Annotated in this window: 9 protein-coding genes; 3 read left to right on the top strand and 6 right to left on the bottom strand. The window is 67.3% G+C overall.

The features are described from left to right. Positions 1-192: 192 nt before the first annotated feature. From GT347_RS14895 to GT347_RS27290, 4 genes are all read right to left on the bottom strand, one after another. A complete protein-coding gene (locus GT347_RS14895; RefSeq protein ID WP_160552930.1) occupies positions 193-501 on the bottom strand; it encodes a hypothetical protein in 309 nt (102 codons plus the stop codon). 11 nt (positions 502-512) lie between these two features. Beyond that, complete coding sequence (locus GT347_RS14890) at positions 513-3320, bottom strand: LysM peptidoglycan-binding domain-containing protein (protein WP_160552929.1); 2808 nt, start codon at positions 3318-3320, stop codon at positions 513-515. Positions 3321-3412: 92 nt separating this feature from the next. Beyond that, positions 3413-3820 (bottom strand): hypothetical protein, encoded by a 408-nt coding sequence (locus tag GT347_RS14885; RefSeq protein ID WP_160552928.1) that lies wholly within the window; start codon positions 3818-3820, stop codon positions 3413-3415. Positions 3821-3825: 5 nt separating this feature from the next. Next, positions 3826-20298 carry an Ig-like domain repeat protein gene (locus tag GT347_RS27290; protein WP_195812351.1) on the bottom strand — a complete coding sequence of 5491 codons (16473 nt, stop codon included), beginning with the start codon at positions 20296-20298 and terminating at the stop codon, positions 3826-3828. A gap of 228 nt (positions 20299-20526) precedes the next feature. Between GT347_RS27290 and GT347_RS14810 the strand changes: the two genes are divergently transcribed. From GT347_RS14810 to GT347_RS14800, 3 genes are read left to right on the top strand one after another with little or no spacing between them, the layout of a single operon-like run. Further along, a complete protein-coding gene (locus GT347_RS14810) occupies positions 20527-21555 on the top strand; it encodes a hypothetical protein (RefSeq protein ID WP_160552926.1) in 1029 nt (342 codons plus the stop codon). A 12-nt stretch (positions 21556-21567) separates the two neighbouring features. Beyond that, the gene (locus GT347_RS14805; RefSeq protein ID WP_160552925.1) at positions 21568-21780 is read left to right on the top strand and encodes a hypothetical protein; all 213 of its coding nucleotides are present in this window, start codon (positions 21568-21570) and stop codon (positions 21778-21780) included. Next, a complete protein-coding gene (locus GT347_RS14800) occupies positions 21777-22379 on the top strand; it encodes an aspartyl/asparaginyl beta-hydroxylase domain-containing protein (RefSeq protein WP_160552924.1) in 603 nt (200 codons plus the stop codon). The genes GT347_RS14805 and GT347_RS14800 overlap by 4 nt, the downstream gene beginning before the upstream one ends. On the opposite strand, the gene GT347_RS14795 is transcribed toward GT347_RS14800, so the two are convergent. Beyond that, entirely contained in the window at positions 22374-23456 is a 1083-nt protein-coding gene (locus tag GT347_RS14795) for a hypothetical protein (RefSeq protein ID WP_160552923.1), read from the bottom strand. The genes GT347_RS14800 and GT347_RS14795 overlap by 6 nt on opposite strands. Continuing rightward, on the bottom strand, positions 23449-25149 hold the full coding sequence (locus GT347_RS14790; RefSeq protein WP_160552922.1) for an outer membrane protein assembly factor BamB family protein: 1701 nt from the start codon (positions 25147-25149) through the stop codon (positions 23449-23451). The genes GT347_RS14795 and GT347_RS14790 overlap by 8 nt, the downstream gene beginning before the upstream one ends. Positions 25150-25204: the final 55 nt, after the last annotated feature.

Below are 25204 nucleotides of genomic sequence, written 5' to 3'. Positions count from 1 at the left end.
GTGGGCTAAGGTTGCTCTTGGCAATGAGCGCAGCCGTTCTTTCAAGTACAGACTTTTCCACCGCGATCGCACTGAATAGGAGAGTTTTGGAGCCGCCGATATGGAACTCCAAAAACTACGCAGATTGGCTGGCACTCGAATGCCAGTTCGGCAGGACTGCAAGCACACACGTGTTTTCAATGAGTTTGTTTTTTAAGCTGTTTTTTCGCTCTGAATCGCCTCATCATTAACAACCAAACTGTTGAGAGATATTTCATGAATTCCCCCCGGGTAAGCAATTGCCAAGCTAACCTGCCAAGTTCCGGACATTGCTTGACTTATCGAAAAACCCAGTACCGGCACGGGCGCATGCTCGCCGCTGATGCTTGACACCTTCACACTCGATCCGAAGAAGCGTTCGATCTCACTCCGCCGCGAGAACGTTTTTAATAACAAAGGCCCTGTAAGAATGGTTTGACCACTTTTAGCGAGCATCACATCCTTCACGATCATAAGTTCCATAATTTACTTCCTTAACGATGCTGAATGTAGAGTGAGGCCTTGACATCCCTAATTTTCACGGGGCCGCCGGGCACACTCTGCAGCCGGGTAATAGCATCCCGCAAGAGGGTAAACCTTTCAGTCGAAGTAAGGTCCGGACCAAAGCGAGCGGCGCGAATACTGGCTTGCGCTTCTTCTAAATACAAAAGGTCCTGCGTATATCCCGCCATTCCGGCTTCCATGTGCCCCACCAATTCGTGTGCCAAGGTAGCGTTGATGCTGACACGTGAATTTGCTGTCAAGGTTCCCACGGCTAGATTCCCCGGAACAACGTCTGAACCGATATTAAGTATTCGCTCGCCGAAGATGTTTCCATAAGCCGTATTCAAATTTCGGTCATCAACCCATCTAACGGTTACATCGTCCATATTGAATTTGGATAGATAACTTTGGATTTGCGCCCGCTGTTCTAGCATCAGCGGAACTTCTCCACGCAAGCCTTCCGAGGACACGTTGTAAAACGCGCCTATTTTTTCGGAGTTTCCAATTCTCAGCAAATTGTCGGCGACCTGCGCAGCCTTGCCAACGTCGCCAACACCGATGTGCCCAGCCAGGAACAACATGGTGGCCTTGGCTCCGCCCGCCACGAAGGACTCGCCAGGCATGATTCCTTGCAACGCCTTGCCCGGCTCTGAGTAGTCCAGCCAGTCTGCCGCGGCCCCAAGCACACCCGTCAGCCTTGGGGTTGGCGGCGGAGCGGCAGGATACCCAGAAGTGGGGATCATCCCGGCCAAGAATGCCGGATTACTGCCATCGTCTGACCAGTGCGCGGCAACCGTCTGCCCATCTGAGCCAATCGATGCAGAAACCCAGTGATACGGGCTGCTCGGCAGCGGTGTGCCGACAGCGCTGCCCATTGCAACCGGAGTGGATATCGCGCTCCGGACCTCCGCAAACATGCTTCGGCCGTCATTGATGGCTGCAGATGCGTCGTCCCCAGCAGTGGATATCTGCACATTGCTCACGATGCCCAGCCCATTGCGGGCTACATACAGGTCATCCTGTACGTCAGACCCATTGAGTCCCGTGCCGCTGCCAGCCACGCCGCTATTGACATCACCCAAACCCAATCCGCCCGCGCCAGGCATCAGACCCATGCCCTGGCCCGATGCATCGGATGCGCTCGCCAGGCTGTACGGGCTCATGTCCGAGCCGCTACTCGCAGTGGCCGCCAGGCGGCTACCCAGCACATTCCCAAACGCATCCACAGCGACTTGCGTGATCGACACCCTGCCGCCATGCATCACAGCCGTTGTGGCGGACGCGGCCGTTGCAGACAAGGAACTCTTGATCCAGTCAAAGCTGGTCGATGCGTTGTAGTGCAAGGCCGAGTTCACGCCGGCCCCCACGGCGGCACCTGCAGCGGATGCCGCGACCTGCATCCAGCTGAAGTCTTTCTGCAGTCCCAGCGCTACGGAGATGCCCTGCGCGATAGTATTGGTCGCTGCTTGCGCGATGAAGGCATCGGCAGCAGTGCTGCCCGTGTTGATGACAGCACCCGCGCCCTGCGTGAACTGCGCGCCTATTCCTGCTGTGATGTCTGCAATGGCGACGCTGTTCCAGCTGATTCCATGCTGCACGCCGGTGATGTTGCCGACCACCTGACCAATCAGGTTGCCTGCAATAGGTCCCAGATACACCGTCGCCACCACGGCGACCACCACCGTGATGATCCTGCCCACACCCCCGCACCCACCACCACCGCTCGGGTGGTTGCCCAGCGGGATCGGCAGGTTCACCGGACTCGTCGAGCCCACCACACGGCTCGGGTCGTAGGGACTGAAGGTGCCGGCGCTGTTGTGCGTGCCCGCGATCTGGGTCGGGATGGTGAGGCTGGCGCCAATCCTGAGATCGCTGTCGCCTTCCAGCCCGTTGGCCAGGGCGATCTGGTACCAGAGGTCGGCATCGCCGTAGGCCGCCTGGGCGATGCTTCGGAGGGTGTCGCCGCCGCGGACCGTGTACTGCACGGTGCTGGCCTCCGGGTAACTCGCCGTGACCGGCTTGTAGCCAAGGTTGAAGTCGGCTTGCGAGACGAAGTTCAGGTTGCCGTTGCCCGCGCTCGGGTTGTGCGGATCGACGCCTGCGCCATACACCCCGAGGACCTCGCCATTGACCACCAACTGGCGCAGGTAGGTGCCGTTCTGCACGTTGAGCAGGACCACGCCATTGGCATCGGTGTAGATCTGCCGGTTGCCCTGCGCACTGCTGCTGTCGTTGATGCTGGCGAGGAAGCCGTCGGCGTCGTAGTACTGGCTGACCCGCGCTTCCTGGTGGTTGCCGGAGTTCGCGTTGCGGCTGAAGGTGTGCTGGAAGGCCTGCCGGTAGCCCTCGGCCCGCTCCAGGCCGGTGACGGTGTCGGTGACGATGGTGCCCTCGTCCGGGATGACCTGCACGCTGCGGCTGTAGATCAGGTTGCCGGCGGGGTCGTAGCCGGTGCTGCTGTCGGTGCGGGTGACCGTCTGGTAGGTCGGCACGCCGGACTCGTCGTGGCCGGTGAGGACCTGCTCGGTGGTGTCTATGCCGTGGGAGAAGGCGGTGTCGCGGACACGCAAGGCGTCGTTCCTGGCCTTGGTTTCATCGACAGTGCGCTGCCACAGCAGGCGGCCGGCGGGGTCGTAGATGTTGTCGGCGGTGCTGGTGCCGCGGTCGTAGTCGCTGAGGGTGACGAAGTTCTCGGCGTCCTGGGTGCGGGTCTCGTCGCCGAAGGCGTCGTAGCGGTGTTCGACGGTGTCGCCGTCGGCGTGGATCTCGGTGAGGACGTGATCGCCGGCATTCCACACCTGGGCGGCTGGTACGGCCGTTGGTGTCGGGCTGGATTTGCTGGGCGAGCTGGGTGTCGGCGAAGCGGGTCAAGATTCAGGAGTCTTTGATCCTAATGTTGGGCGGACACATCCCACGAATATTGGGAGTCAACGTACAACCCGTTATCCCAGACCATAATATTTAGTTCGACTCCATTTTTCGATAGCCAGCTGAACATGTATTTTTTTTGTAAATCTTCAGCTTTTAATGCTAGCTCGTAGTCTGTCAGCATGCCGGAGGGGCTGGCACGCTCTTTCAAATCAACAGGTTGAATCCCTAATTTTTCGCAATTATCCTTACATAGATTGATCATTAAATTCGTTGCGCGCGCATGGGCTACCTTTCGATTTAGACCTTGGCGATCATAAGCTGCTAGCAAATACCAGACAAAAGCCATCACAACAAGCAAAACAGGCATCACAACAATCAATCGCCATGCCCAACAAATACATTTAATTAACATTTCTTTTTTAATCATTGCCGTTATTTTCCTGGTTTTGGCGTCGAGCCTATGAACTCAATTTTAAATGGCGTCCCCCGAGTGAAAAAATTCAGCGGACTGCCGTTGCCAAATTTTCCGCCAATAAATCGATTCATCATGTCTCCGCCAGCAGTCGCAACATTACGCAAAAACTCCCCTGATTGACTATGGCTTTCAAAATCGTAGTTGTCGCGGAGAAGCAACCCGCCCTTGCCGTCTGGATTCGCTGTAACACTACCGTAAACATAACGATCTTCCAAGGCGGCGCCGCGCATGCCTCCACCCCAAGACGCTGTTAGTGACGTTTGTGGTTTGCCACGTGTATTAATTTGAGCCTGTAGGACGGCGTCAATTTTTTCTGGCTCTATATAGTTCAAGTTTACCGTGTCGCCACGAACTTTAACCAACTCGCCGTTCCCCTGCATAAAATGGGTTGCAGCAGCATTCAGCGACAAACGATCGGGCACATAAAAGCTGCCTCCGTCAAATATCCACCCGTAGCGTTCCTCCATTAATTTCTGGTGAATGCTTTGGCTTTCTGTCTTGTCGTTGGAATTCTGAGTGACGCCTGCATGGACACTGTGACCGGTACTCAATAGCGGATCAATATTATTGAAATTATTTAAGGATGGAAACTGGGAGTTAGAGTAAGAAACCGGTTCGAAATCGAAAATAGTTGACCTTGCTGCTCTAGCAGTATTTTCCTGGACAATTGCGGCCATAGCCAAATTCGTTTCGTTCGCGTTGTCAAGATCAATATGGAGTTCTTGACCCGGCTGCACCATCGACACGCCTTTATGGCTGAGTTGAACCTGCCCAGTACTCAGCAAATACCCGTATGCTGCAAGCCGCTGCGCTTGGTCAAGCCCTATTTCCGCCAACGCAGCGAGTGGCCCCTGCCCCATACCCACGAAGGCTGTGCGACGACTGCCGTTGTAATTGTCGCTGGCGATATCGCTGCCGTTGCGAGAATCATACATAAAGTCAAACGCCTCGCTGCCGGTCACGTTGGGCGAATCAATAACGTCATGTGTTATCCCAGATTTCAGTCCGGAAAAACGATCGTTGACCACTGAAAAATTACCGGTAGTGTCCTCTCCGCTGAAGTTGTCGTTCAACACCAAGAGCGCGCTTAAAGAGTCACCGCGAGCAATACTTTTGGAACTCTGGGTGTTGACTTCGGCCAACCCATTAGCCAGCACATTTCCAAACGCATCCACCGCAACTTGCGTAATCGATACCCTGCCACCGTGCATCACAGCCGTGGTGGCCGACGCAGCCGTAGCCGACAACGAACGATTGACCCAATCGAAGTCGGTCATTGGGTTGTTGCTCATGGCTGAGTTGAGTCCCGCGCCAACGCCAGCCCCCGCAGCAGATGCGGCCACCTGGGTCCAGCTGAAGCTCTTCTGCGCACCCAGGGCTACTGCGGCGCCCTGGATCAGCATGCTGGCCGCGGCTTGCCGGGCCATCGCCGTCGTGATCGGCCCGCCCGCGGCCGGTATCAGCTCGGCTACGCTCTGCCCCACCCCGGCACTGATCGCGCTGAGCGCGACGGCCTGCCAGCTGAAGCCGTCCTGTACCCCGGTGAGATTGCCAACCACTTGGCTCGCAATCGAGCCGGCTGCAGCTGCGATGGCGGCGCTGGCTGCGGCTGTGGCGGCAAAGCCCGTTTCCAGCGTGAACGCCAGGTATTCCGCGGTGGCACCCACGGTGATGTACGTCGCCACCACGGCGACCACCACCGTGATGATCTTGCCCACACCCCCGCACCCACCACCACCGCTCGGGTGGTTGCCCAGCGGGATCGGCAGGTTCACCGGACTCGTCGAGCCCACCACACGGCTCGGGTCGTAGGGACTGAAGGTGCCGGCGCTGTTGTGCGTGCCGGCGATCTGCGTCGGGATGGTGAGGCTGGCGCCGATCCTTAGATCGCTGTCGCCCTCCAGCCCGTTGGCCAGGGCGATCTGGTACCAGAGGTCGGCATCTCCGTAGGCCGACTGGGCGATGCTTCGGAGGGTGTCGCCGCCGCGGACCGTGTACTGCCCGGTGCTGGTTTCGGGATAGCTTGCCGTGACCGGTTTGTAGCCAAGGTTGAAGTCGGCTTGCGAGACGAAGTTCAGGTTGCCGTTGCCCGCGCTCGGGTTGTGCGGGTCGACGCCTGCGCCATACACCCCGAGAACCTCGCCGTTGACCACCAACTGGCGCAGGTACGTGCCGTTCTGCACGTTGAGCAGAACCACGCCATTGGCATCGGTGTAGATCTGCCGGTTGCCCTGCGCACTGCTGCTGTCGGTGATGCTGCTCAGGAACCCGTCGGCGTCGTAGTACTGGCTGACCCGCGCCTCCTGGTGGTTGCCGGAGTTCGCGTTGCGGCTGAAGGTGTGCTGGAAGGCCTGCCGGTAGCCCTCGGCCCGCTCCAGGCCGGTGACGGTGTCGGTGACGATGGTGCCCTCGTCCGGGATGACCTGCACGCTGCGGCTGTAGATCAGGTTGCCGGCGGGGTCGTAGCCGGTGCTGCTGTCGGTGCGGGTGACCGTCTGGTAGGTCGGCACGCCGGACTCGTCGTGGCCGGTGAGGACCTGCTCGGTGATGTCGACGGCGTGCACGAACCAGGTGTCGCGGGTGCGCGCGGCGTCGGGGATGGGCCTGGTCTCGTCGACGGTGCGCTGCCACTCCAGACGGCCGGCGGGGTCGTAGCGGTTCTGCAGGGTGCTGGTGCCGACGGTGCCGGGGTTGGCGATGGCCAGGGCGGCGAGGTAGGCGGCCGGCACGGTGCCGCCGGGGCCGCTCTGCGCCAGGCGGCCGGCGTTGTCGTAGTAGCGCCTGTCGATGAAGACGGCCTGCGAACGGCCCAGCGGGATCGGTTCGATGCCGCTGACGGAGATCGCCCGGCCGGACTCGTCGAGGGTGGTGAACACATCGGCATAGGCCTCGACCGCCACGCCCGACAGGCGGTTGGCGCTGTCGTAGCCGTAGTAATGGGTGACGGGGCCCGCGTAGGCCTGGTAGCCGGTAAAGCCGACCGGGCCCACCGGGGTGCCGGACTCGTCCACATGCTGGGCGTACTGCGCCACCACCCGCTGGCCCCAGGAGGTGTCCTGGATGCGGTTGCCGTTGTGGTCGTAGGCCAGGATGTGGCCGCGGTTGACGGTGATGTTGGCCAGGTTCTGCGCGTTGCCGTCGACTGCGCCGTCCGAGAGGATCTGCCGGTTCATGGCGTCGTAGGCGAACCAGGCGGCCTGGCCGCCGCCGGGGTAGCCGGTGGACTGGAAGATCTTGTTGCCGACGGCGTCGTAGGCCATGGCGATGTTCACGCCGTCGAAGCTGCTCACGCGCGACAGCCGGCCCAGGCTGTCGTAGGCGAGTGCCTGGCCCTGGTAGCCGCCGCCGCCCTGCATCACCTGTTCGTAGGTGTGGCGGCCGGCGCTGTCGTATTCGTAGTAGGTGTGGCGGTCGGTGCCAGCGTCGTCGATGCGCACGAGCTGGCCGGCGGCGTCGTAGGTGTAGGCGATGGACTCGCCGCGGCTGCTGCCCTGGGCGATGAGTTCTCTTGCGCTGTCGTACAGGAACCAGTAGCCGGCGCCGCCGATGTCGGTGTGGCTCTGCAGCTGGCCGAAGTCGTCATAGGCCCAGGTGGCGATGGCGCCGTTGGGGTCCTGGGTGGCGGCGAGGCGGTCGTGCAGGTCGTAGGCGTTGCGGGTCGTAAAACCGTCGGCGTCGATGGTGGCGGCGAGGTTGCCGCGGGCGTCGTAGCGGTACTGGGTGAGGGCGCCTTCGCCGTCGACCTGCAGCGTGCGGTGGCCGGCCGCGTCGTAGGCGAAGAGCTGCCAGCTGCTGTTGCCGGTCTGCTGGAGCTGGGGGGCGCCGGCACCGTCGACGACGACCTGGAAGCGGCCGTCGCCGACATGTTCGCGGTAGGTGAGCCGGCCCATGCGGTCGTAGTCGCTGAGGGTGACGAAGTTCTCGGCGTCCTGGGTGCGGGTCTCGTCGCCGAAGGCGTCGTAGCTGTGCTGGACGACGCCGCCGTCGGCGTGTACTTCGGCCAGCAGGTGGTTCGTGGCATCCCAGACCTGGCGGCTGATGTGGCCGTTGGCGTCGTTGAGCGCGACCTGCCGGCCCAGCGCGTCGTAGACGAGGATGGTGAGGGGGCTGGCCGCGGAGATGTTGCCGTCGGCGTCGGGCTGGACCTGGCGGACGAGCTGGTTGGCGGCGTTGTAGGCGAAGCGGGTGAGGATGCGGGCGTCGCGCGGGTCGCTCTGGCTGAGGGTGTTGCCCCAGCGGTCGAAGGTTCTGAAGGTGGTGGGGCGGTAGGTCTCGGTGTGCTGGGGGTTGGCGCGGGCGGCTTCACGCTGGACGAGGGCGCGGCCGAGGGCGTCGAGTTCGAAGTCGGTGCGGCGCAGGCCGTTGTGGCCCTGGGCGTCGACGCTTCCCGCATCGCCGAAGGAGCGCAGCAGGTCGAGGCTGCCGGCGCTGGTGATCTGCGCGGTCTGGCGGCCCAGCAGGTCGTACAGCATCACCGTGGTCTGGCCGTCGCCCGCGTTGCTGCGCCAGAGGTGGCCGGCGTTGTCGTACTGGAAGAACTCGCTGAAGGACGCCGCACTGCCCTCGGCCCAGGTGCCGCGGGCGGTGAGTTCGCCGAAGGCGTTCCAGAGCAGGCCGGTGAGCTGGCGGCCCGGTGCGCCGCCGATGGTGCTGGCCGAACTCGGGGTGATGACGGCGGTCTGGCGGCCGAGGGCGTCGTAGCGGTATTCGGTGTAGCGCAGCAGGCCAGCGTCGTTCTGCCACTGCAGTATGAGCTGGCCGCGGGTGTCGTAGGCGCGGTACTGGTGCTGGCCGTCGGGGGTGGTGAGGTCGGTGAGGTGGCCCAGGCGGTCGTAGGTGTAGTGGGTCTCGTGGTCGACGATGGAGCCGTCGAAGCTCGATCCGAAGGTGTTGGCGGTTTGCGGAAAGGCGAAGTAGGCTGGGTCCGCGCCGGTGGCGGGGGCGTGGCGCTGGTAGCCCTGCAGGTCGGCTTGTTCGGCGCCGGCGGCGTATTCGATCTGGCGGATGACCTGGCCGAGGCTGTCGCGGGTGTATTCGGTGAGGGGGATGAAGGCGCGGCCGTTGACGACGGTGGCGGGGCCGGCGGTGGCGCGGATGTAGCCGAAGGCGTCGTAGTAGGTGAAGGTGACCTGGTCGAGCGGGTCGGCGACGGAGGTCTGGCGGCCGAGCAGGTCATAGGTGTAGCGGGTGGCGAGGTCGGAGCGGCTGCCGTCTTCGTGGATCTGCGCGGCCAGGCGGGTCTGGCCGATGAGGTGGTGGGCGACGTCGTAGGTGAAGACGGTGCTGCGGTCGTCCACGCTGGAGACGGGCGGCAGGAAGCGGCCCTGGGCATCCTGGGAGGCGCCGAAGCTGGCGTATTCGGTGACCCGCACCACGTTGCCGAAGCTGTCGTAGGCGGTGGCCGTGGCGTAGCCCATGGCATCGATGGAGGCGGTCTGGCGCGCAGCATGGTCGAAGAAGGCTCGGGTCGTGGCCCAGCGCTGGCTGGGGCCATCGAGCAAGGCGCTGGTGAGGACGGCTTCGCCGAAGGCGTTGTAGCTGGTGCGGGTGACGGCGCTTTGCAGGCTGCCGATGACGCCGGGAAGACCCGTGCTGGCCCAGGCCTGCGGCTGGGTGGTCTGCACTGCCCGGCCGTTGCGGTCGTACTGCGTGGTGATGGTGCGGTCGGCGCCCGAGTGCTGCAGGGCGGCGCTGACGGCTGTTGCGTCGCGTCTTCCATCGCCGATGCCGATGCCGTTGGCGTAGCGCGTGAGGCCCGCCACGTTGCCGAAGGTGTCGTAGCTGTAGGCGCTGACGTAGCCCAGGGCATCGATGTCGAAGCGCACACGGCCCAGGCTGTCGTAGGCCTTGGCGCTCACATTGCCGGCGGTGTCGGTGTTGGTGATGGCCTCGCCGAAGCGGTTGTAGGCGACGGTGCTGGATGCGCCCTGGATCCGCCCGGGGCTGCCGTCCTCAAGAACGACTTCGATCGTCGTGTCGCCGGTGATGGTGGGGAACAGGGTCTGGACCTGGTGGCCGAGGGCGTCGTAGCGGTAGCCGGTGGTGCGGCTCTGGGCGGAGTCGGCGGCCTCGGTGCGGGTGAGGACGCGGCCCAGGGCGTCGTAGCTGATGCGGGTGCGGATGGCGGTGTTGGCGCTGTCGTGCGCCTCGGACACGATGAGCTGGCCGGCGGCGTCGTGGCGGTAGTCGGTGGTGGCGCTGTGTTCGCTGTGGTCGCGGGTGGTCTGGCCCAGGGCGTTGCGGTCGTGGTATTGGCTTTCTTGCCCGGACTGGCGTTCTTCGATGACGTAGCCGGCGGCGTCGTAGACAAAGATCTGGTCGTGGCGCTGGGTGCCGTCGGTGCTGCCGGTGCTCAGTTGGGTGAGGCGGCCGAGGGTGTCGTAGCGGTGGGTGGTGAGGCCGTTCTCGCCGTCGCGTTCTTCGGTCAGCAGGCCGTCGGCGTCGTAGCGGCGCGAGGTGCTGCGGTCCTGTGCCGCATCGGGGTGCAGCAGGCTCTGGATCTGCGGGGCCGATACCGCATCGGGCAGCGCCATGGGGTCGAGGCGGTTGGCGTAAGCGGTGATGCGCTGCGTGCGGCCGCCGTCGAGGTACTCGGTGCGGATGACGGCGCCTTCGGCATCGACGGTGTAGATGCGGCGGTTGTCTGCGTCGTAGGCGAAGTGGGTCAGGCGGTCGGCGGCGCTGGGGTCGACTTCTGCGGCCAGCTCCAGGGCGGTGGCGTCGGGTCTGGCCAGCGGTGCGCTGGCGGCCTGTGCGTAGACCCGCTGGCTGCTCAGGTTGCCGTTGTTGTCGTAGGTGTTGCGGGTGACGTCGCCGGCCGCATCGACGGTGACGACGAGGCGGTTGGCGGCGTCGTAGGCGTGGAGGGTGAGGCGGTCCGCGGCCGAGGGCCGTACTTCCGTGGGCGACTGGCCGTCGCCGAGGGGCTGGGCGTACTCGCGCTGGTTCAGCACATTACCGTTGGCGTCGTAGCGGTATTGGGTGACGCCGCCCAGGCCGTCCACGGTCCAGGCCAGGCGGCCGGCGGCGTCGTAGATGTTGCGGGAGGCGGCATCGACGCCGGGTTGACGCAGGGTGGCGATGGCGGCGGCCACGCCGGTGGCCGTGGCCTGGGTGCTGCTCGGGATGAAGCCCGCATAGGCGGTGCTGGCGATCACGCGGCCGGTCTGGTCGTAGCTGCGGCCCACCACGCTGGCCAGGCTGCCGTCGCCGGCGCTGGAGAGCGTGTAGATCGCACGGCCGAGTTCGTCGTGGACGGTGCGGGTGGTCTGGTCCTGGCCGGGGTCGGGCTGGACGGCAGGTGGGGTGCCGGGGGTCCACTGGGCCAGGTCGATGCGGGTGGCGTAGCGGGTCTGCTGCACCACTTGGCCGTTGGCGTCGTAGCGCAGTTCGGTCACGCCGCCGGCGGCATCGATGCGGTAGCGCAGGCGGTTGTCGTGGTCGTAGACGCGGTGGTCGCTGGTCTGCTGGGCGGTGTCCTGCCGGTCGGCCAGCAGGCGCTGCAGGGCTTCACTGGTGACGGGGCCCGCCAGGCTCTGCGGGCTCAGGGCCTCGAGGTAGTGGATGGTGCGCACCTCGCGGCCGGCCGCGTCGTAGACATGCTGTTCCACCCGCCCCTCGGCCGAGACGGTATAGGCCAGGTGTCCGCCCGCGTCATAGACCGTGAGGCTGCGCCCGCCGGCCGGGTCGGTGACCGCGAGGTTGCCGCTGTCGTCGTAGTCGTAGCGGGTGGTCAGCGCCAGGCCCTCGGCATCGACCACCATGGAGACACGCCGGCCCTGGTGGTCGTAGGTGTAGCGGGTGACGCTGCCGCGTGCATCGGTGACCGACAGCACCTGGCCGAGCGGGTCGGATTGGTAGCGGGTGGTCAGCGCGAGACCGCCGGGGTCGCGTGTCTCGCTGACGGTGTGGCCGGCCAGGTCGTGGCCGGTGGCGGTGACGGTGCCGTCGGGGTCGGTGGTGGTGAGGACTTCGCCGCGGCCGTTGTAGGTGTAGCGGGTGGTGAGCGCCAGGCCTTGCGGGTCGACCACCCGTTCGAGCAGGCGGTGGGCGGGGTCGTAGCGGTAGGCGACGGTGCTGCCGGCGGCGTCGGTGCTCTCGACCAGGTTGCCGGTCGTGTCGTAGCGCTGGGATTGGAAGCTCAGCGGTGTGCTCGTCGAGAGCAGGCGGCCTTCGCCGTCGTATTGGTAGCTGGTGGTGTTGCCCAGGCCGTCGGTGATGGAGCGGGTCTGGCCGCGGCGGGTGTGCACGGTCTTGACCGTGAGGCCCTCGGGGGTGGTGAGGGTGCTGCTGCGTGCGGCCAGGTCGTAGCGCCAGGTGGTCAACTGGCCCAGGGCGTCGGTGCGGGTGAGGATCTGGTCGAAGGCGTCGTAGGTGCTGGTGGCGGCGCCGGTGGCGGGATCGAAGGCTTGCACGACGCGGCCGTCGCGGTCGTAGCGGGCGGTGGTGGTGCGGCCTAGCGTGTCGGTGCGGGAGACGAGGCGGCCGAAGGCGTCGTAGGTGGCGGACTGGGTGGCGATTGACTGGTCTGGCTTCAGCGCCTGGGTCGTGCTGCTCGTCTGCTGGTTGCGGTGGTCGAAGCTGCTTGTGCTGGCCGCGGCCACGGTGCCGGTGGCGTCCGTCAACTGGCGGGAGACGAGGTTGCCAAAGGCGTCGTAGCGGAGCGTGGTCACGTTGCCCAGCGCATCGGTGCTGCGGCGGGCTCGCCCGTCGGCGTCGTAGGCGACGGTGGTCGTGGCGGTGCTGGCGGTGGCGGCGTCGCGAGCCTGCAGGGCCTTCAGGGCGGCGATCACGGAGGCGTTGACCGTGTCGCTGAGCACGCCGCCGGCCTGGGGGTCGAGGCTGGCGAGGGTGGCGGCGTCCAGCCGCTGGCCGTAGGCGATGGTGGCGACGGTGCGGCCCAGGGCGTCGTAGCGCTGTTCGGTCACATCGCCCGCGGCGTCGAGCGTCAGACGCAGGCGGCCGGCCTCGTCGTAGAAGAAGAAGGTTCGATGGCCCAGCGCGTCGGTGCTGCTGGTGCGGCGGCCGGCGGCGTCGTAGCGGTGGTGCACGGCCTGGGCCTGCCAGATCGCCTCGATCTGCGCCTGGGTCAGGTTGCCGGTGAGCCGGGCGGTGCCGGCGGCGTCGAGTTCGGCGACGAGCCGGCCGCGGGCGTCATAGCGGGCGGTGGTGCTGGCCTGGTCCTCGGTGTTGGCGGCGACGCTGGTCTGCACGAGCCGGCCGGCTGCGTCGTAGGTGTAGCGGGTGAGCGTGCCTTCGGCGTTGACCTGGGAGGCCAGGCGGCCGAGGGTGTCGTAGCGGTTGGACTGGATGTGGTCCTGCGGGTCGGAGGCGGGGCGCAGGGCGGCGAGGGTGGCCGACGGGGTGGGCTTCGTGGTGACCGCACGGGCGTAGCGGATGCTGCGCGCGATGTGGCCGTTGGTGTCGTAGACGGTCTCGGTGAGATAGCCCTCGCCGTCGATCTGGCCGATGACACGCCCGCTGGCGTCGTAGTAGGTGAAGCTGCGGATGTCCTGGTCGGAGGCCGCGGGCAGCAGGTTCTGGACCGAGTGGGCGGCGCGGGCCTGGGCCACGGCCTGGGTGATGGCCTGCGTTCTGGCCTGCGGGTCGGTGGCGCCGGGGATGCGGTTGGCATAAGCGATGGTCTGCACCAGCTGGCCCGCCGCGTTGTAGCGGTATTCGGTGAGATAGCCCTCGGCGTCCACGCTGGCCGCCAGGTGGCCGGCCGCGGTGAGGATCTGGCTGGTGACCTCGTCGGCGGCGCTGCGCAGAGCCTGCACGGCGAAAACGCCGGTGGAGAGCTGCTCGGTGACCGGGGCGGAGCGCGCCTCTACGTGGTGTTCGTCGCCGCTGTAGATGGCGAAGATCTCCTCGCGGCCGGCCGGCAGGCTGAGCGCCGGAACCGCCAGCACCGCGTTGCCGGACGCATCGACCGTGGCCGTGCCGAGCACCACCTGGCCGCAGAGGAAGGTGACCAGGCCGGTAGGGGTCGTACCGCCCACATGGGCCGTCAACGTGAGGGCCGAGCCTTGAGCCAGCGCCGTGCTGGAGGTCTTGAGCGTGACGGTGCCGGGCAGCGCCTCGATCTGTCGCGACAGCGCAGCGGAGGTGCTCGCGGTGTTGCGGGCATCTCCGGTGTAGGCGGCGCTGAAGGACAAGGTGCCAAGCGGCAGCTCGCGCAGGCTGATCGCCGCGATGCCATCGACCACGGTGGCGCTGCCCAGAAGCGTGTCGCCCCGGTAGAAGCGCACCAGCCCGCCCGGCTCGCTGCCGTGGACCTGGGCGCGGAGCTGATACACCGCGCCTTGCGGGGTGTAGTCGCTGGCCACCAGGCGCAGGGCCACGCTGCTGGTGGCCGGGGTCACCGTCTGGCTGAACGTCAGGCTGCTGCAGGCCAGGCCGCCGGCGCCGGTGTAGCTGAGCACCAGGCCTTTGGTGGTGCCCACAGGCAGCAGGCTGGCATCGAAGCGGGCCTGGCCGTGCAGCACCGGCGCGGTCTGGAGCGCAACGCCGTCGCGCAGCAGGGTGACGCTGCCGCCGGCTTCTGGCGTGAGCTGGATCTCGATGCTGCCGTCCAGCGCCACCGAGGCGGTGCTGGAGAGGGTCATCAGCGGTGCGGCCACCGCGGGCTCGGCTGCGGCGATGGAGGCGCTGGAGAGGTTCAGGGCGTCCCCGGCATAAGAGGCCGTGAAGAGATCGGCGCTGGCCGCTTCGGCGCGCAGCGTGAGGCTCGCCACGCCCTGGTTGAGGCTGGCAGTGCCGATGGCCCGGCCATTGCGGTAGAAGGTGACGCTGCCGCTGGTGGCCGCCGATGCGGTGGCCGAGGACACCCGGGCGGTCAGGACCAGATCGGCGCCCGACCAGGCGGTGTCCAGGCGGACCGTGCTGACGGCGGCCTGGACGGTCTCGGTGAGCGCCGACGAACTGCTGGCCGCGTTGACCCCATCGCCGCAATACACCGCTCGCAGCGTGTCCAGCCCCACCGGCAGATCGGACACCGTCAGGCGCGCCGTGCCGCTGTTCACGCTGGCGCTGCCCAGCAGTTGAGTACCGTTGAAGAAGCTCACAGTGCCCTGCGGTGCCGTGCCGGTGATCGTGGCCGTGAGCACCACCGGCGCCCCTGCACGGGCGGCGGTGCTGGAGGCCGACAGGCTGGTCCGGCTGCTCACCGGCGCCGGGCTGATGGCCAACGAGAACACCGGCGCATCGGCGCTGCTGTGGTTGGCATCCCCCAGGTAGCGCGCGACGATGCGCGAGCTGCCGGCCGGCAGGCTGCTGGTGGTCAAACTGGCCAGCCCATCGATCAGGTTGACCGTGCCCAGCACCGTGCTGCCGTCGTAGAAGGTCACCTTGCCGCTGGCCGGGCCCACCGCGCCGGTCGCGCTGCTCACCTGGGCCAGCAGGGTGACGGGTGTGCCCTGGATGAGTTGCGTGGCCGAGGCCCGCAGCGCCACGGTGGGGGTCGCCAGCGACACGGTCTCGTTGGCGACGGCCGAGGTGCTGGTGGCGGAGTAGCCGTCACCCGAATACACCGCCTGGATCGCGCTGGTGCCCAAGCCCAGCGTGCTGACCGACAGCCTGGCCACACCCTTGACCACCACCGCACTGCCCAGCAAGGTGGCGCCCGCGAAGAAGGACACGCTGCCTCCCGGCACTTGCCCCGCCGTGCCGCCCGAGACGGTCGCGCTGAGTTGCACCGGCGTGCCCCGGGCGGTGCCGGTCGTGGACAAGGCCAGCGCCAAGGCCGTCGCCGGCGGGCTGGGCGGCTTGGGGCTAATGCCGCCGGCCAGGGTGATGTTCACATTGACCCGCGCGCTGACGCAGGTCGCGGCACCGGTGGTGTCCGCATAAGTGGCGCCGATGCTGTTGACACCTGCGGGCAGCAGCCGGGTCGACAGGCTCGCCACGCCGCCCGAGACAGACGCCGTGCCCAGCACCGTGCTGCCGTTGAAAAAGGTCACCAGGCCGCCGTTGACGGCACCGTCCACCCGGACGGTAAAACTCACGGTGGCGCTGCGCGGCGCGGTGGTGGCCGATGCGAACAGGGTGGCGCTGGTGGTGGCCACGAGGGTGGCGGTCGTGGCGGCCGATACGCTGGGGGCATGGTTGGCATCGCCTTCGTAGCGCACGCTGAGGGAGCTGCTGCCGGCGGGCAGGCTGCTCACGGTCAAGGCCGCCACGCCGTTGACCACACTCGCGCTGCCCAGCAGGCGGCTGCCGACGTAGAAGTTCGCCGTGCCGGTGGGCGGCAGGGCGCCGGGCGTTGCCGGCTGGCCGATCTGGGCGGTGAGCACCAGCGGTGTGCCGGCCACGACGTTGTTGCTGCCGAGCGAGAGTACCGTTGTGGTGGGTGCTGCGGTGATGGCCTGGGGCAAGGCAGCCGCCACGCTGCCGGCATGCAGCGGGTCACCGCCGTAGCTTGCGGTGATGTTCTGGCTGCCCGCCAGCAGGCCGGTCACGGTCAGGCTGGCTTTACCCTGGCTGAGGACGGCCGTGCCGAGCACGGTGCTGCCGTTGAGAAAGGTGACGGTGCCGCCGGGTGCCGCGCTACTTGGACTACCTGCCTCTGCCACCGTGGCCGTGAAGGTCACGGCATTGCCTTGTGCGGTACTGGCCGTTGACGACACCAGGCTCAGGCGGGTCGGCATCAGTGCCGCACTGGCACTGGCAACAGCCGAAGTGCTGGCGGCATGCAGCGCATCGCCGGCATAGACGGCGGTGAGCAGATCGCTGGTCACCGCCGACCGGGCCACCTGCAGGCGGGCCGCAGCATCGACGGCCGCGACCTGGCCGAGCAGCACACCGCCGCTGTAGAAACTCACCGTGCCGCCCGGCAGTCCGCCGGTCGCATCGATATCGCCAAGGGATGCGGCCACGCTCGCCTGCAGATCCAGCGCGGAGCCATCCGCCGACAGGGTCACGGCCAGCCGGGTGCCGGTGGGTGCCGCGCGCACGGCGGTGGTGACCACGGCCGAGGCAGCGGCGTCGGTGACGGCATCCCCGCCGTACACCGCACGCAGCGCGGCGTTGCCGACCGGCAGCGTGGAGAGGGGCAGCCGGGCGATGCCCCCGTGCATCTCGGCGCTGCCCAGCAGCGTGGCGCCGTTGAAGAACGTGACGCTGCCGGTGGGCTGCGGCGTGCCGGCCCCGAACATGCCCAGCGTGGCCGTCAGCACCAGCGCGCTGCCCAGGGTGGGCTCGGGAGAGGACAGCGACAGGCTCAGCTGCGACGGTGTGGGCACCACCAGCGCGACCTGGTCCGAACGGCTGGCCAGGTTGAGGCTGTCGCCGCCGTAGGCCGCGGTAAGGGTGTCGGTGCCCGGGGGCAGGTCGGGCAAGCTCAGGCTGGCGATGCCGGCAACGAGCCGGGCGCTGCCGAGCAGGCGGGTGCCGTTGTAGAAGCTGACGGTGCCACCACCACCACCGCCACTGATGTTGCCGGTGACGGCCGCTGTCAGCACGACCTTGGCGCCCGTGGCGAGGGGATCCCGGTGCACCTGCAGGGTGGTGGTCGTGCTGGTCGCGGTGGTGGCCGTGGCGCCGATGCTTTGCACCCACTCGGTGGAGGTGCAGCCGTAGTGCTGGTCATCACCCTGGTAGACGGCCTGCAGCCGGTGGCTGCCCGCGGTCAGGGTGCCGACGGTGACGCGGGCCTGGCCATCGACCACGTCCGTCCAGGCCACGGGCACGTCGTCGCTGTAGAACACGATCTGGCCGCCGGCCTGCGGGTCGTCGAGGGTGGCGCTCAGTTCGATCGGCGCGCCCATGCCCAGGCTGCGCACGGCCAGCGTGACGTGGGTGTCGAGCAGGGGCGCGGCGCCCGTCGGCTGGATCTCTTCGAGCAGGGGCTCTGCCGTGCTGCCCAGGGTGTCGGCAGCGCCGCTGTAGACCGCACTCAGCAGTTCCTGGTGCGCGGCCAGGCCGGTGGCGGTGAAGCGGGCCACTCCGTCGATCAGGGCAGCGGTGCCCAACAGGGTGTCGCCCGCGTTGCCGCCGAAGAAACTCACGCTCCCCTGCGCAGCGCTGCCGTCCGAGACGGTCACCTGCGCGGTCAGCGTGTGGACGGCGGTCGGCCCGCTGCCGCTGACCGCATCGCTGAAGGTGGTGCTGCTCGACCGCAGGCCCAGCACCGGCGCCAGCACCACCCCGATGCCGTCGCCCAGGCGGTGGGTGTCGATGGGCGTGGCCAGCCGGCGCACATCGGTGATGCGCGATGCGCTGTCGTAGACCGTCTCGGTGACGTAGCCCAGGCCATCGACCTGCCAGGCCAGCCGGCCGGCCGCGTCGTAGAGGTGCCAGGTGCTGCTGTCCGAGGGCTCGGGATCGGGGCGGATCTGCGCGAGGAGGGTATTGCCGGGCTGGGCGTCCGCCTGCTCGCGCAGCAACTGCAGGCCCTGCGCATCCACGGGCCTGGCATACCCGATGCTGTGGACCAACTGGCCGCTGCGGTCGTAGCTGAACTCGGTCAAACCACCGGCCGCGTCGATCCTGGCGATGCGGTTGCCGCTGTCGTCGTAGAGGTAGCTCACCGTGCCGGCGGCGCTGGTGGTGCTGAGCAGGCGGCCTTCGGCGTCGTAGTGGTGGTGGGTGGTGTCGCCGCCGGGCAAGAGGTCGCCGGCCGCGAGCTGCTGCAGATCAATCAACCGGCCCGAGCCGTCGTAACTGGCGATGGACTGCAGGCCGCTGGCGTACTGCGTGAGCACCCGGCCGTGGGCGTCGTCGTACTGGACCAGGGTGGTGATGTCCTGCAAGCCGTCGGCCGAACGTTGGCTGCTGGAGAGCACGCGGCCGAGGCCGTCGTAGGTATAGACCTCCATGCCGGCGCCATCGGGAGACAAGGTCTGCAGCAGCTGGCCGTGGGCATCGCGCACGTAGTGGGTGATGGATGCGGTGGACGCATCGCCGACACCGTAGGCATCGACCTGGCCGTAGCGGACGCTGGCCTGCAGCTGGCCGCGGAAGTCGTAGCTGAAGTCCCGGCGCTGGGTGGTGCTCAGGTCCTGCAGCGCGGCCCAGGACTGCAGTTGGGCTTCGCTGGGCGAGGCGGTCTGCGCCAGCGCGGCGATGGCGTAAGGGGCACCGGCATAGACGACGGTGGAGGCCAGCAGGCCGCTGCCGTTCCAGCGGTATTCGGTGACGGCGCCGTCGGCATCGATGGTGAAGCGCAGCTGGGTACCCTGGGCCGCCGCGTACACCCGCCGCTCGGTGGACAGCGCCTGGCCCGCGCCGGAGCGGGTCTCGGTCAGCAGCTGGTTCTGCGTGTTGTAGCTGCGCTGCAGGGTGTCGCCGAGAGCATCGACCTGGCTGGTGAGATTGCCCCTGGCGTCGTATTGCAGGACGGTCTGGCGGCCCATGCCGTCGGTGATGCGGGAGACTTCGCCGAGCGCGTTGTAGGCATAGGCCACCTGCGTGCCGCCGGCGGGCCGGGAGGCGGTGACACCGGTGTTGATCTGCACCAGCCGGCCCTGGCTGTCGCAGGCGTAGCTGCTGGCCACGCCGTTGGGCTCGGTGACGGTGGTGACGCGCCGGGCGAGGTCGTAGTCGATCCGTGTGGTGCGTGCGGCGCCGTCGATGCTGGAGGTGATGCTGGCGATGCGGTAGCTGCCGCCGGCCAGCACATAGCCGAAGCCGAGCGCGCTGCTATCGCTCTGCCGGATGCCGGCCACCCGCTGGCTGGCGCCGTCGTAGCTGTAGCGGGTGTGGTACTGCACACCGACACCGACGGTGAGGGCCACGTCCACCAGGCGGGCGAGTGTGTCGTAGCCGTATTGCACGCCGCGGGCCGTGGCGCCGCCGGATAGCACACAGGTGGCCGAGGCCAGCCGCAGGGTTCCGGCGATGGAGGTGTAGGTGTAGCGGATGCTTTCCCCGCTGGCGTCGGTGACGCTGCTCAGGTGGCCGCTGGTGTCGTAGGCGAAGCTGGTGGTGTTGCCCGCCGTGTCGGTCTGCTGCAGCAGCAGGCCGGCGCCGCCGCCCTGGTAGCGCTCGGTGCGGCCGGTGCTGCCGTCGGTCCAGAGCAGGGAGCCGTCAGAGGCGATCTTCACCTCGTCGAGCGCGCCGCCGTGGGCATCGGTCTCCACGTAGCTGCGCGAAACGCTGTTCCAGGCATAGGCGGCGGTGGCGCCGTCGCTGTCGGTGCGCAGCGCCGTGAGGCCGCTGACGGTCAGGGTCTTGTAGCCGCCGACCTGCCAGGCGCCGCCGCCGTACTGGCCCTGCGAGTTGTAGGTGCGCGGGTTGGCGATGTCGCTGTCGCCCCGGCCCTGCAGCAGGCCGTCCTGGTCCTGCAGGACGAGATTGCCGTTGGCCACGTTGAGATAAGCCGCCTCCCGCGCCTGGCCGAGCGCGGCATTGCCCAGCACGCCGGCATCGCCGAGTTGGGCCGCGGATGTGAGATTGAGACCCAGGCTGTTGCCGCTGACGATCGCCACCATCTTGCTTGTGCTCCTTGGCCCATGCAGGCCCATGGCCCGCGTCAGACTGACCTGGGCATCTGCGGGAGTTATCTGGATCGGCGGCGCAAGGTTTAGGGCTGCGGAAAATTTTTTTGCAGGCCTAAACAAAGCCTGGCGGAAGGCGACAACTCCAGCAGACCGAGGTGTTCATCGCGCTTGTGCGATCGCGCGTCGAAGCGGCCTGGCCGCAAGCAAGGGGGACTTTTTTTGCGCTTCGTCAGAAACAATTTCCTGCATCACGTCCTGGCGATGCGTGCGGCCATGCAGGCGCTGGGCGGCGAGTTCCTGGTGACCGGCGACTCGGTGCGCGCGCTGGTGCGCCGGGGTGCCGTGCACTGGGCCCTGCATCCGCAATTCCATGCCGAGGCCGATGGCGTGGCGCAGTACCGCGCCGCGCCGGACGAGCAGACCGTGGCCTTCGCCGGCTGGCTGCCCTATCGCAACAAACGCTGGCCCGCGGCTTCGGACAAGCTTTTGTTCAAGGCCGAGGTGCACAAGGCCGGGCTGCCCACGCCGCGCTGGTCGCAGGAGGCCGGCGATGCGCCCTCGCCCTGCCTGGTCAAGAGCACGGCGTCTTCGTTCGGGCGAGGCATCGGCGGGCCCTGGGCTTTCGCATCGGTGGCTGAACAGCCGCTGCAGCCGGGTCAGTTCTACGAGAAATTCGTGCGAGGCGAGTCCTTGAAGATCTGGTACCTCAACACCCAGGCGGTGGCGGTGGAGCGGGAAGCCACGCCCACCATCGTCGGTGATGGGCGCAGCACGCTGGGGCAGTTGATGGCAGAGCGCCTGGGCCTGTCGGTCCGCATCGCCGCGGACGAATGCACCGCCATGACGCAACGCAGCCTGGAGCTGTTCGCCCTGGCCGGCCGGACGATCGACACGGTATTGCCCGAGGGCGAGCGACAAGCGGCGGACTTCCGCTATGGCTCGCCCTTTCTCCTCGGACGTGACTACAAGCTCGTGTCGCTGGCGCGCGAACCCTGGTTTGGCGACGGGCTGCTGCAACAGGCCGGCCACTTTTTCGACACCCTGATTCCTGCTCCGATCCGTCCACTGACGGTCTACACCGTCGATGCGGTGCGGGAGCAGGACGGGCGCATCTGGTTCCTGGAGATGAACAGCAATCCGGCTGTGCATCCCCTGGTCTACGGACCCATGCTGGCCGCCATGGTGCCCGGTACCGAGTCACAGGCCCGGCTGCTCAACCCGCAGCCGCAACACGAGTCGATCAACTGAAGGAGCATGAGCATGAACCCCGAGATGTACCCGGCCTCCGAGGCCCACTACCCGACGATGGACAACGATGAACTGTGGGATCTACCGTATTCCATGGGTTACGTACAAGTCCCGGACTGCGAATCGATGGATGAAGTAATTGGAGGCAGCGGCGGGTCAGGCGGCGGTAGCGGAGATAAAGACGACCAGTGGAACAACAACGGCGGCGGCGGCGATAGCGCATGAAAAACTTCGCACTCCTCGGCCAAGCAGCGCGGGCATGCCAGGCCTTGCGCACCGAGGTCCTGTCGCAGCCCGAGGCCTGGGCCATCAACACCATCCGGCAGCGCACCCTGGCCTGCCAGCGCGAGACAGAGTCGATCTTCCTGCGCTGTGGCGTCGATCCCGGCCCGGGGATGTTGCTGGCGGATGTGCAGGAGTCTCGCGCAACACCGACGGCAATGCGTTTCCCCCTGCTGACGGCCTGGCTGCACGACGCGGCCACGGCCCTGCAAGGTGAACCGGGCCGGGCGCTGCTGGCCCGGCTGCCGCCCGGCGGGCAGGTCTATCCGCACCGGGATGGCGGCTCCTACTACGCCCGCCGGGGCCGCTACCACCTGGTGCTGCAGAGCACGGAGGGCAGCCGCATGGTGTGCGGCGGTGAGGAAGTCGTGATGCGCGAAGGCGAATGCTGGTGGTTCGACAACCGCCAGGTGCATGCGGCCTTCAACGATTCGTCTTCGCCACGGGTCCACCTCATCTTCGACCTGCTGCACCCTGAGGGCCTGCGGGCGCCGGCCGGCCGTTCGCTGGACGACATTCCAGCGCCGCAGCCGGTGTCATGACGCGGCAGGCGAAGCGAGCACGGCGATCGCGGCGATCGCTTTCTGTACCGCCTGGAGATCACGCAGGTTGACCATGCGGCCGATGGCCGCATCGATCTCGTCGCGTCGCGCCTCGGTCGACAGCAGCAGTTCCTGCATCTGCTCGGCTTGGGCCTTCACCAGCCGGGCCGCTTCCTGCAGCGGCAGATCGCGTGCGGCGGCGAACTGCGCCAGGGCCCGGTGCTCCATGCTTCCGGAAGGCGCCCTGCCCGCCAGCAGCTCCAGCGCGGCATGCAGGCGGGCGGCAGCCAGCGTCTCGTCGAAGAGGCAGCCCACACTGCCCTGCCGGCGCAGCTGGTCGATGGCCAGCCGCAGCTGGGTGCGCAGGCGCTGCACCTCCTGCAGCAGCTGCTGCGGCGCGAGCGGCCGGGTCCATTCCTGGGGCGTCATCGGGTTGATGGTCATGGCGGTCCGCGGGGCGTCGTGGGGATGCACCATGTCCATCAAGTCCTGGCGCAGGGCCATCAAGGCTTCCTGCGAGTCGGCCTGCTCGATGGCATGGGCAAAACGCTCGCGTACCGCCTCGCTCTCGTGCAGGACCGCCTCGCGCCGGGCGGATGCCGCCAGGATCAGCTCCGCCGCCTCGGCCAGGCCGATCCCGCGCGCGGCGGCCAGGCTCTGCAGCAGCACGAAGCGCCCTTCCCCGGCCGCCGCTGCATGACGGCGAGCCTCCTCCAGCTTGTCGGCCCACAGCATTTCGCCCAGGTAGCAGTTGGCGGCCGTGGGGGTGCGCCAGCGGTTGATCTTCTCGCGCAGCAGGTAGCGCAAGGCCGAGCGGTTGGCGGCCAGCAGTGCCTGCTGCGGCTCGGGCACAGGGGGCTCCTGCGCATCCTGGAAGCTGTCGCCATTGAAGCGCCAGCTCCAGCAGTTGCGCAAGGTCATGGCCTCGGGCAGATCGCCCTGGAAGACCGAGACGAAGTACCAGTTGCCTTCCATCGGCGGCTGGTAGTCCGGGTCGTCCGTGAAGTACACGACGCGGTTGGACTTCACCTGGGACACGATGAACCAGCGGGCGGCGGTTTCGGCAAGCTCAGGCATCGGGCGAATCTCCGTAAAAAGCATCGATTTCGTAGAGCAGCAGGCCCGAGGCCTCGCTCGCGCAGGCCAGCACCGGGCGGCCCGCCACCGTGCCCAACGCGGGCAGCTGGCGGTACTGTCCCTTGATCGCGCCTTCCCACAACTTCAGGCCGCGGCTCTCGTCGAAGACGGCCAGGTGCCCTTCTTCGGACAGCACCAGCAGGTACCGCCCCCAGCGCAGCGGGCCGACCGCGCCGGGGCTGCGCAGGCGCGACAGCCACTGCAGCGCCAGGTCGCCATGCCGCAAGGCCAGCAGATGGGACCGGGCGTCGAAGGCGTAGAGGCATGACGCCGAGGACAGCAGCACCTGGTGCCGCAGCCCGGGCCCGTAAGGCCGGGATGCCAGCAAGGCGCCGGTGGCGAGGTCGAAGGCCTGCAGATGGCCGTCCTCGGTCGCGACGGCCACCCGCCGGTCCGGCGTGACCACCGGCTGCCCGCGCACCAGCCCCTGGGTCTGCACCGACCAGCGCAGTTCACCGCTGGCCGCGTCCACACAGACCAGCAAGCCGTCGTTGGCGGTGGCCAGCACCGCCGCAGCCTGCCGGTCGAACACCGGTGAGCCCGGCGGCCAGAAAGCCTGCGGGCGGCGCCACAGCGGCCGGCCGCAGGCCCAGTCCAGGGCCTGCAGATGGCCGCACGGCTCGCCCCGGTTCGACTGCTCGGTGTTGATGAACAGCCGGCCCGAAGCAGCATCGACCCAGGATGTGGCATGCACACTCGAATCCACCCGCAGCCGCCAGACGATGGCACCGCTGCGCGCGCACAGCCGTGTCAGGGTGCCGTCGTAGCTGCCGTAGACGATGCTGCCGTCCACATGCTGCAGGCGCTGCACCACGCCCTTGTAGTGGACGCCGGCGGGCGGGGTGCGCCAGAGCGCCTCGCCGCTGGCGCCGTCGAAACGCCAGGCCGTGCCGCCGTCGTCCACCGCGAACACCGAGTCGTCGGCGACGGCGGGCGAGGACTTGAAGGGATGGCGGGTATGCCCGTTGAAGGCGAAGCGCCACCAGGCCATGCGGCGCACGAAGGGCGGTGCCGCGCCCTGCATGTCGGGCGGGCGGGCGTCGAAGCAGTCGCGGCTCAGGCCCAGGTCGTGGCGCCGGAAGACCGACAGCACCGGGAACAGCCGCAGGCCGATCTGGCGCGAGCCCAGCGGGGTCCAGTTGTCGAGCAGCACACCCAGGCCGCACAGCCGGGCCTGGCGTTTCTCGTCGGCCATGGCCTGCTCGACCAGGTCGAGCACCGAGCCGGCGCCCAGGAAGTCGTCGATGACGACCGCCCGCACGTCGGCGGGCAGCTCCGGCCCCTCGATCCAGCGCTGGGAGTAGTAGGTCTTGCGTTTGTCCCGCACCAGCCACAGGGCCAGGTCCACGCCGTCGGCTTCCAGCGCATGGTGGGCGACCGCATAGGCCAGGGGCAGGCCGCCGAAGCCGGGGCCGATCAGCAGCCGGGGCTGCAGGTGCCGGATGGCCTGCCACAGCAGCCGGCCGGCGGTGTGGCAGAGGCCGGCCTGGGTCAGCACCCGCTTGAGGTCGAAGGTGAGCGTGGGGCCCAGGCGCAGTGCGTCGCGCACGATGGCCTGGCGCAGGCTCTCTCGCTGGGCCTGCAGTTCGGTCTGCTGCAGCAGACAGGGTGTGGATTCCGCCAGGTCGGTCATGGGTGGTTTCGCGGCTCGGTTGAAGTTCGGGATTCGTCAAATCCCGTGCTGTTCC

The organism is Xylophilus rhododendri, assembly GCF_009906855.1.
In the GTDB taxonomy this organism is placed as follows: domain Bacteria; phylum Pseudomonadota; class Gammaproteobacteria; order Burkholderiales; family Burkholderiaceae_C; genus Xylophilus; species Xylophilus rhododendri.
The sequence above is the reverse complement of the archived record's forward strand: the minus strand, read 5'-3'. Positions and strand labels throughout refer to the sequence as shown.

Excerpts from the sequence above, each read along its gene's own strand:
- GT347_RS14895 (WP_160552930.1), bottom strand. The coding sequence starts at position 501 with ATGGAACTTATGATCGTGAAGGATGTGATGCTCGCTAAAAGTGGTCAA.
- GT347_RS14790 (WP_160552922.1), bottom strand. The coding sequence starts at position 25,149 with ATGACCGACCTGGCGGAATCCACACCCTGTCTGCTGCAGCAGACCGAA.
- GT347_RS14800 (WP_160552924.1), top strand. The coding sequence starts at position 21,777 with ATGAAAAACTTCGCACTCCTCGGCCAAGCAGCGCGGGCATGCCAGGCC.
- GT347_RS14805 (WP_160552925.1), top strand. The coding sequence starts at position 21,568 with ATGAACCCCGAGATGTACCCGGCCTCCGAGGCCCACTACCCGACGATG.
- GT347_RS14795 (WP_160552923.1), bottom strand. The coding sequence starts at position 23,456 with ATGCCTGAGCTTGCCGAAACCGCCGCCCGCTGGTTCATCGTGTCCCAG.
- GT347_RS14885 (WP_160552928.1), bottom strand. The coding sequence starts at position 3,820 with ATGATTAAAAAAGAAATGTTAATTAAATGTATTTGTTGGGCATGGCGA.
- GT347_RS27290 (WP_195812351.1), bottom strand. The coding sequence starts at position 20,298 with ATGGTGGCGATCGTCAGCGGCAACAGCCTGGGTCTCAATCTCACATCC.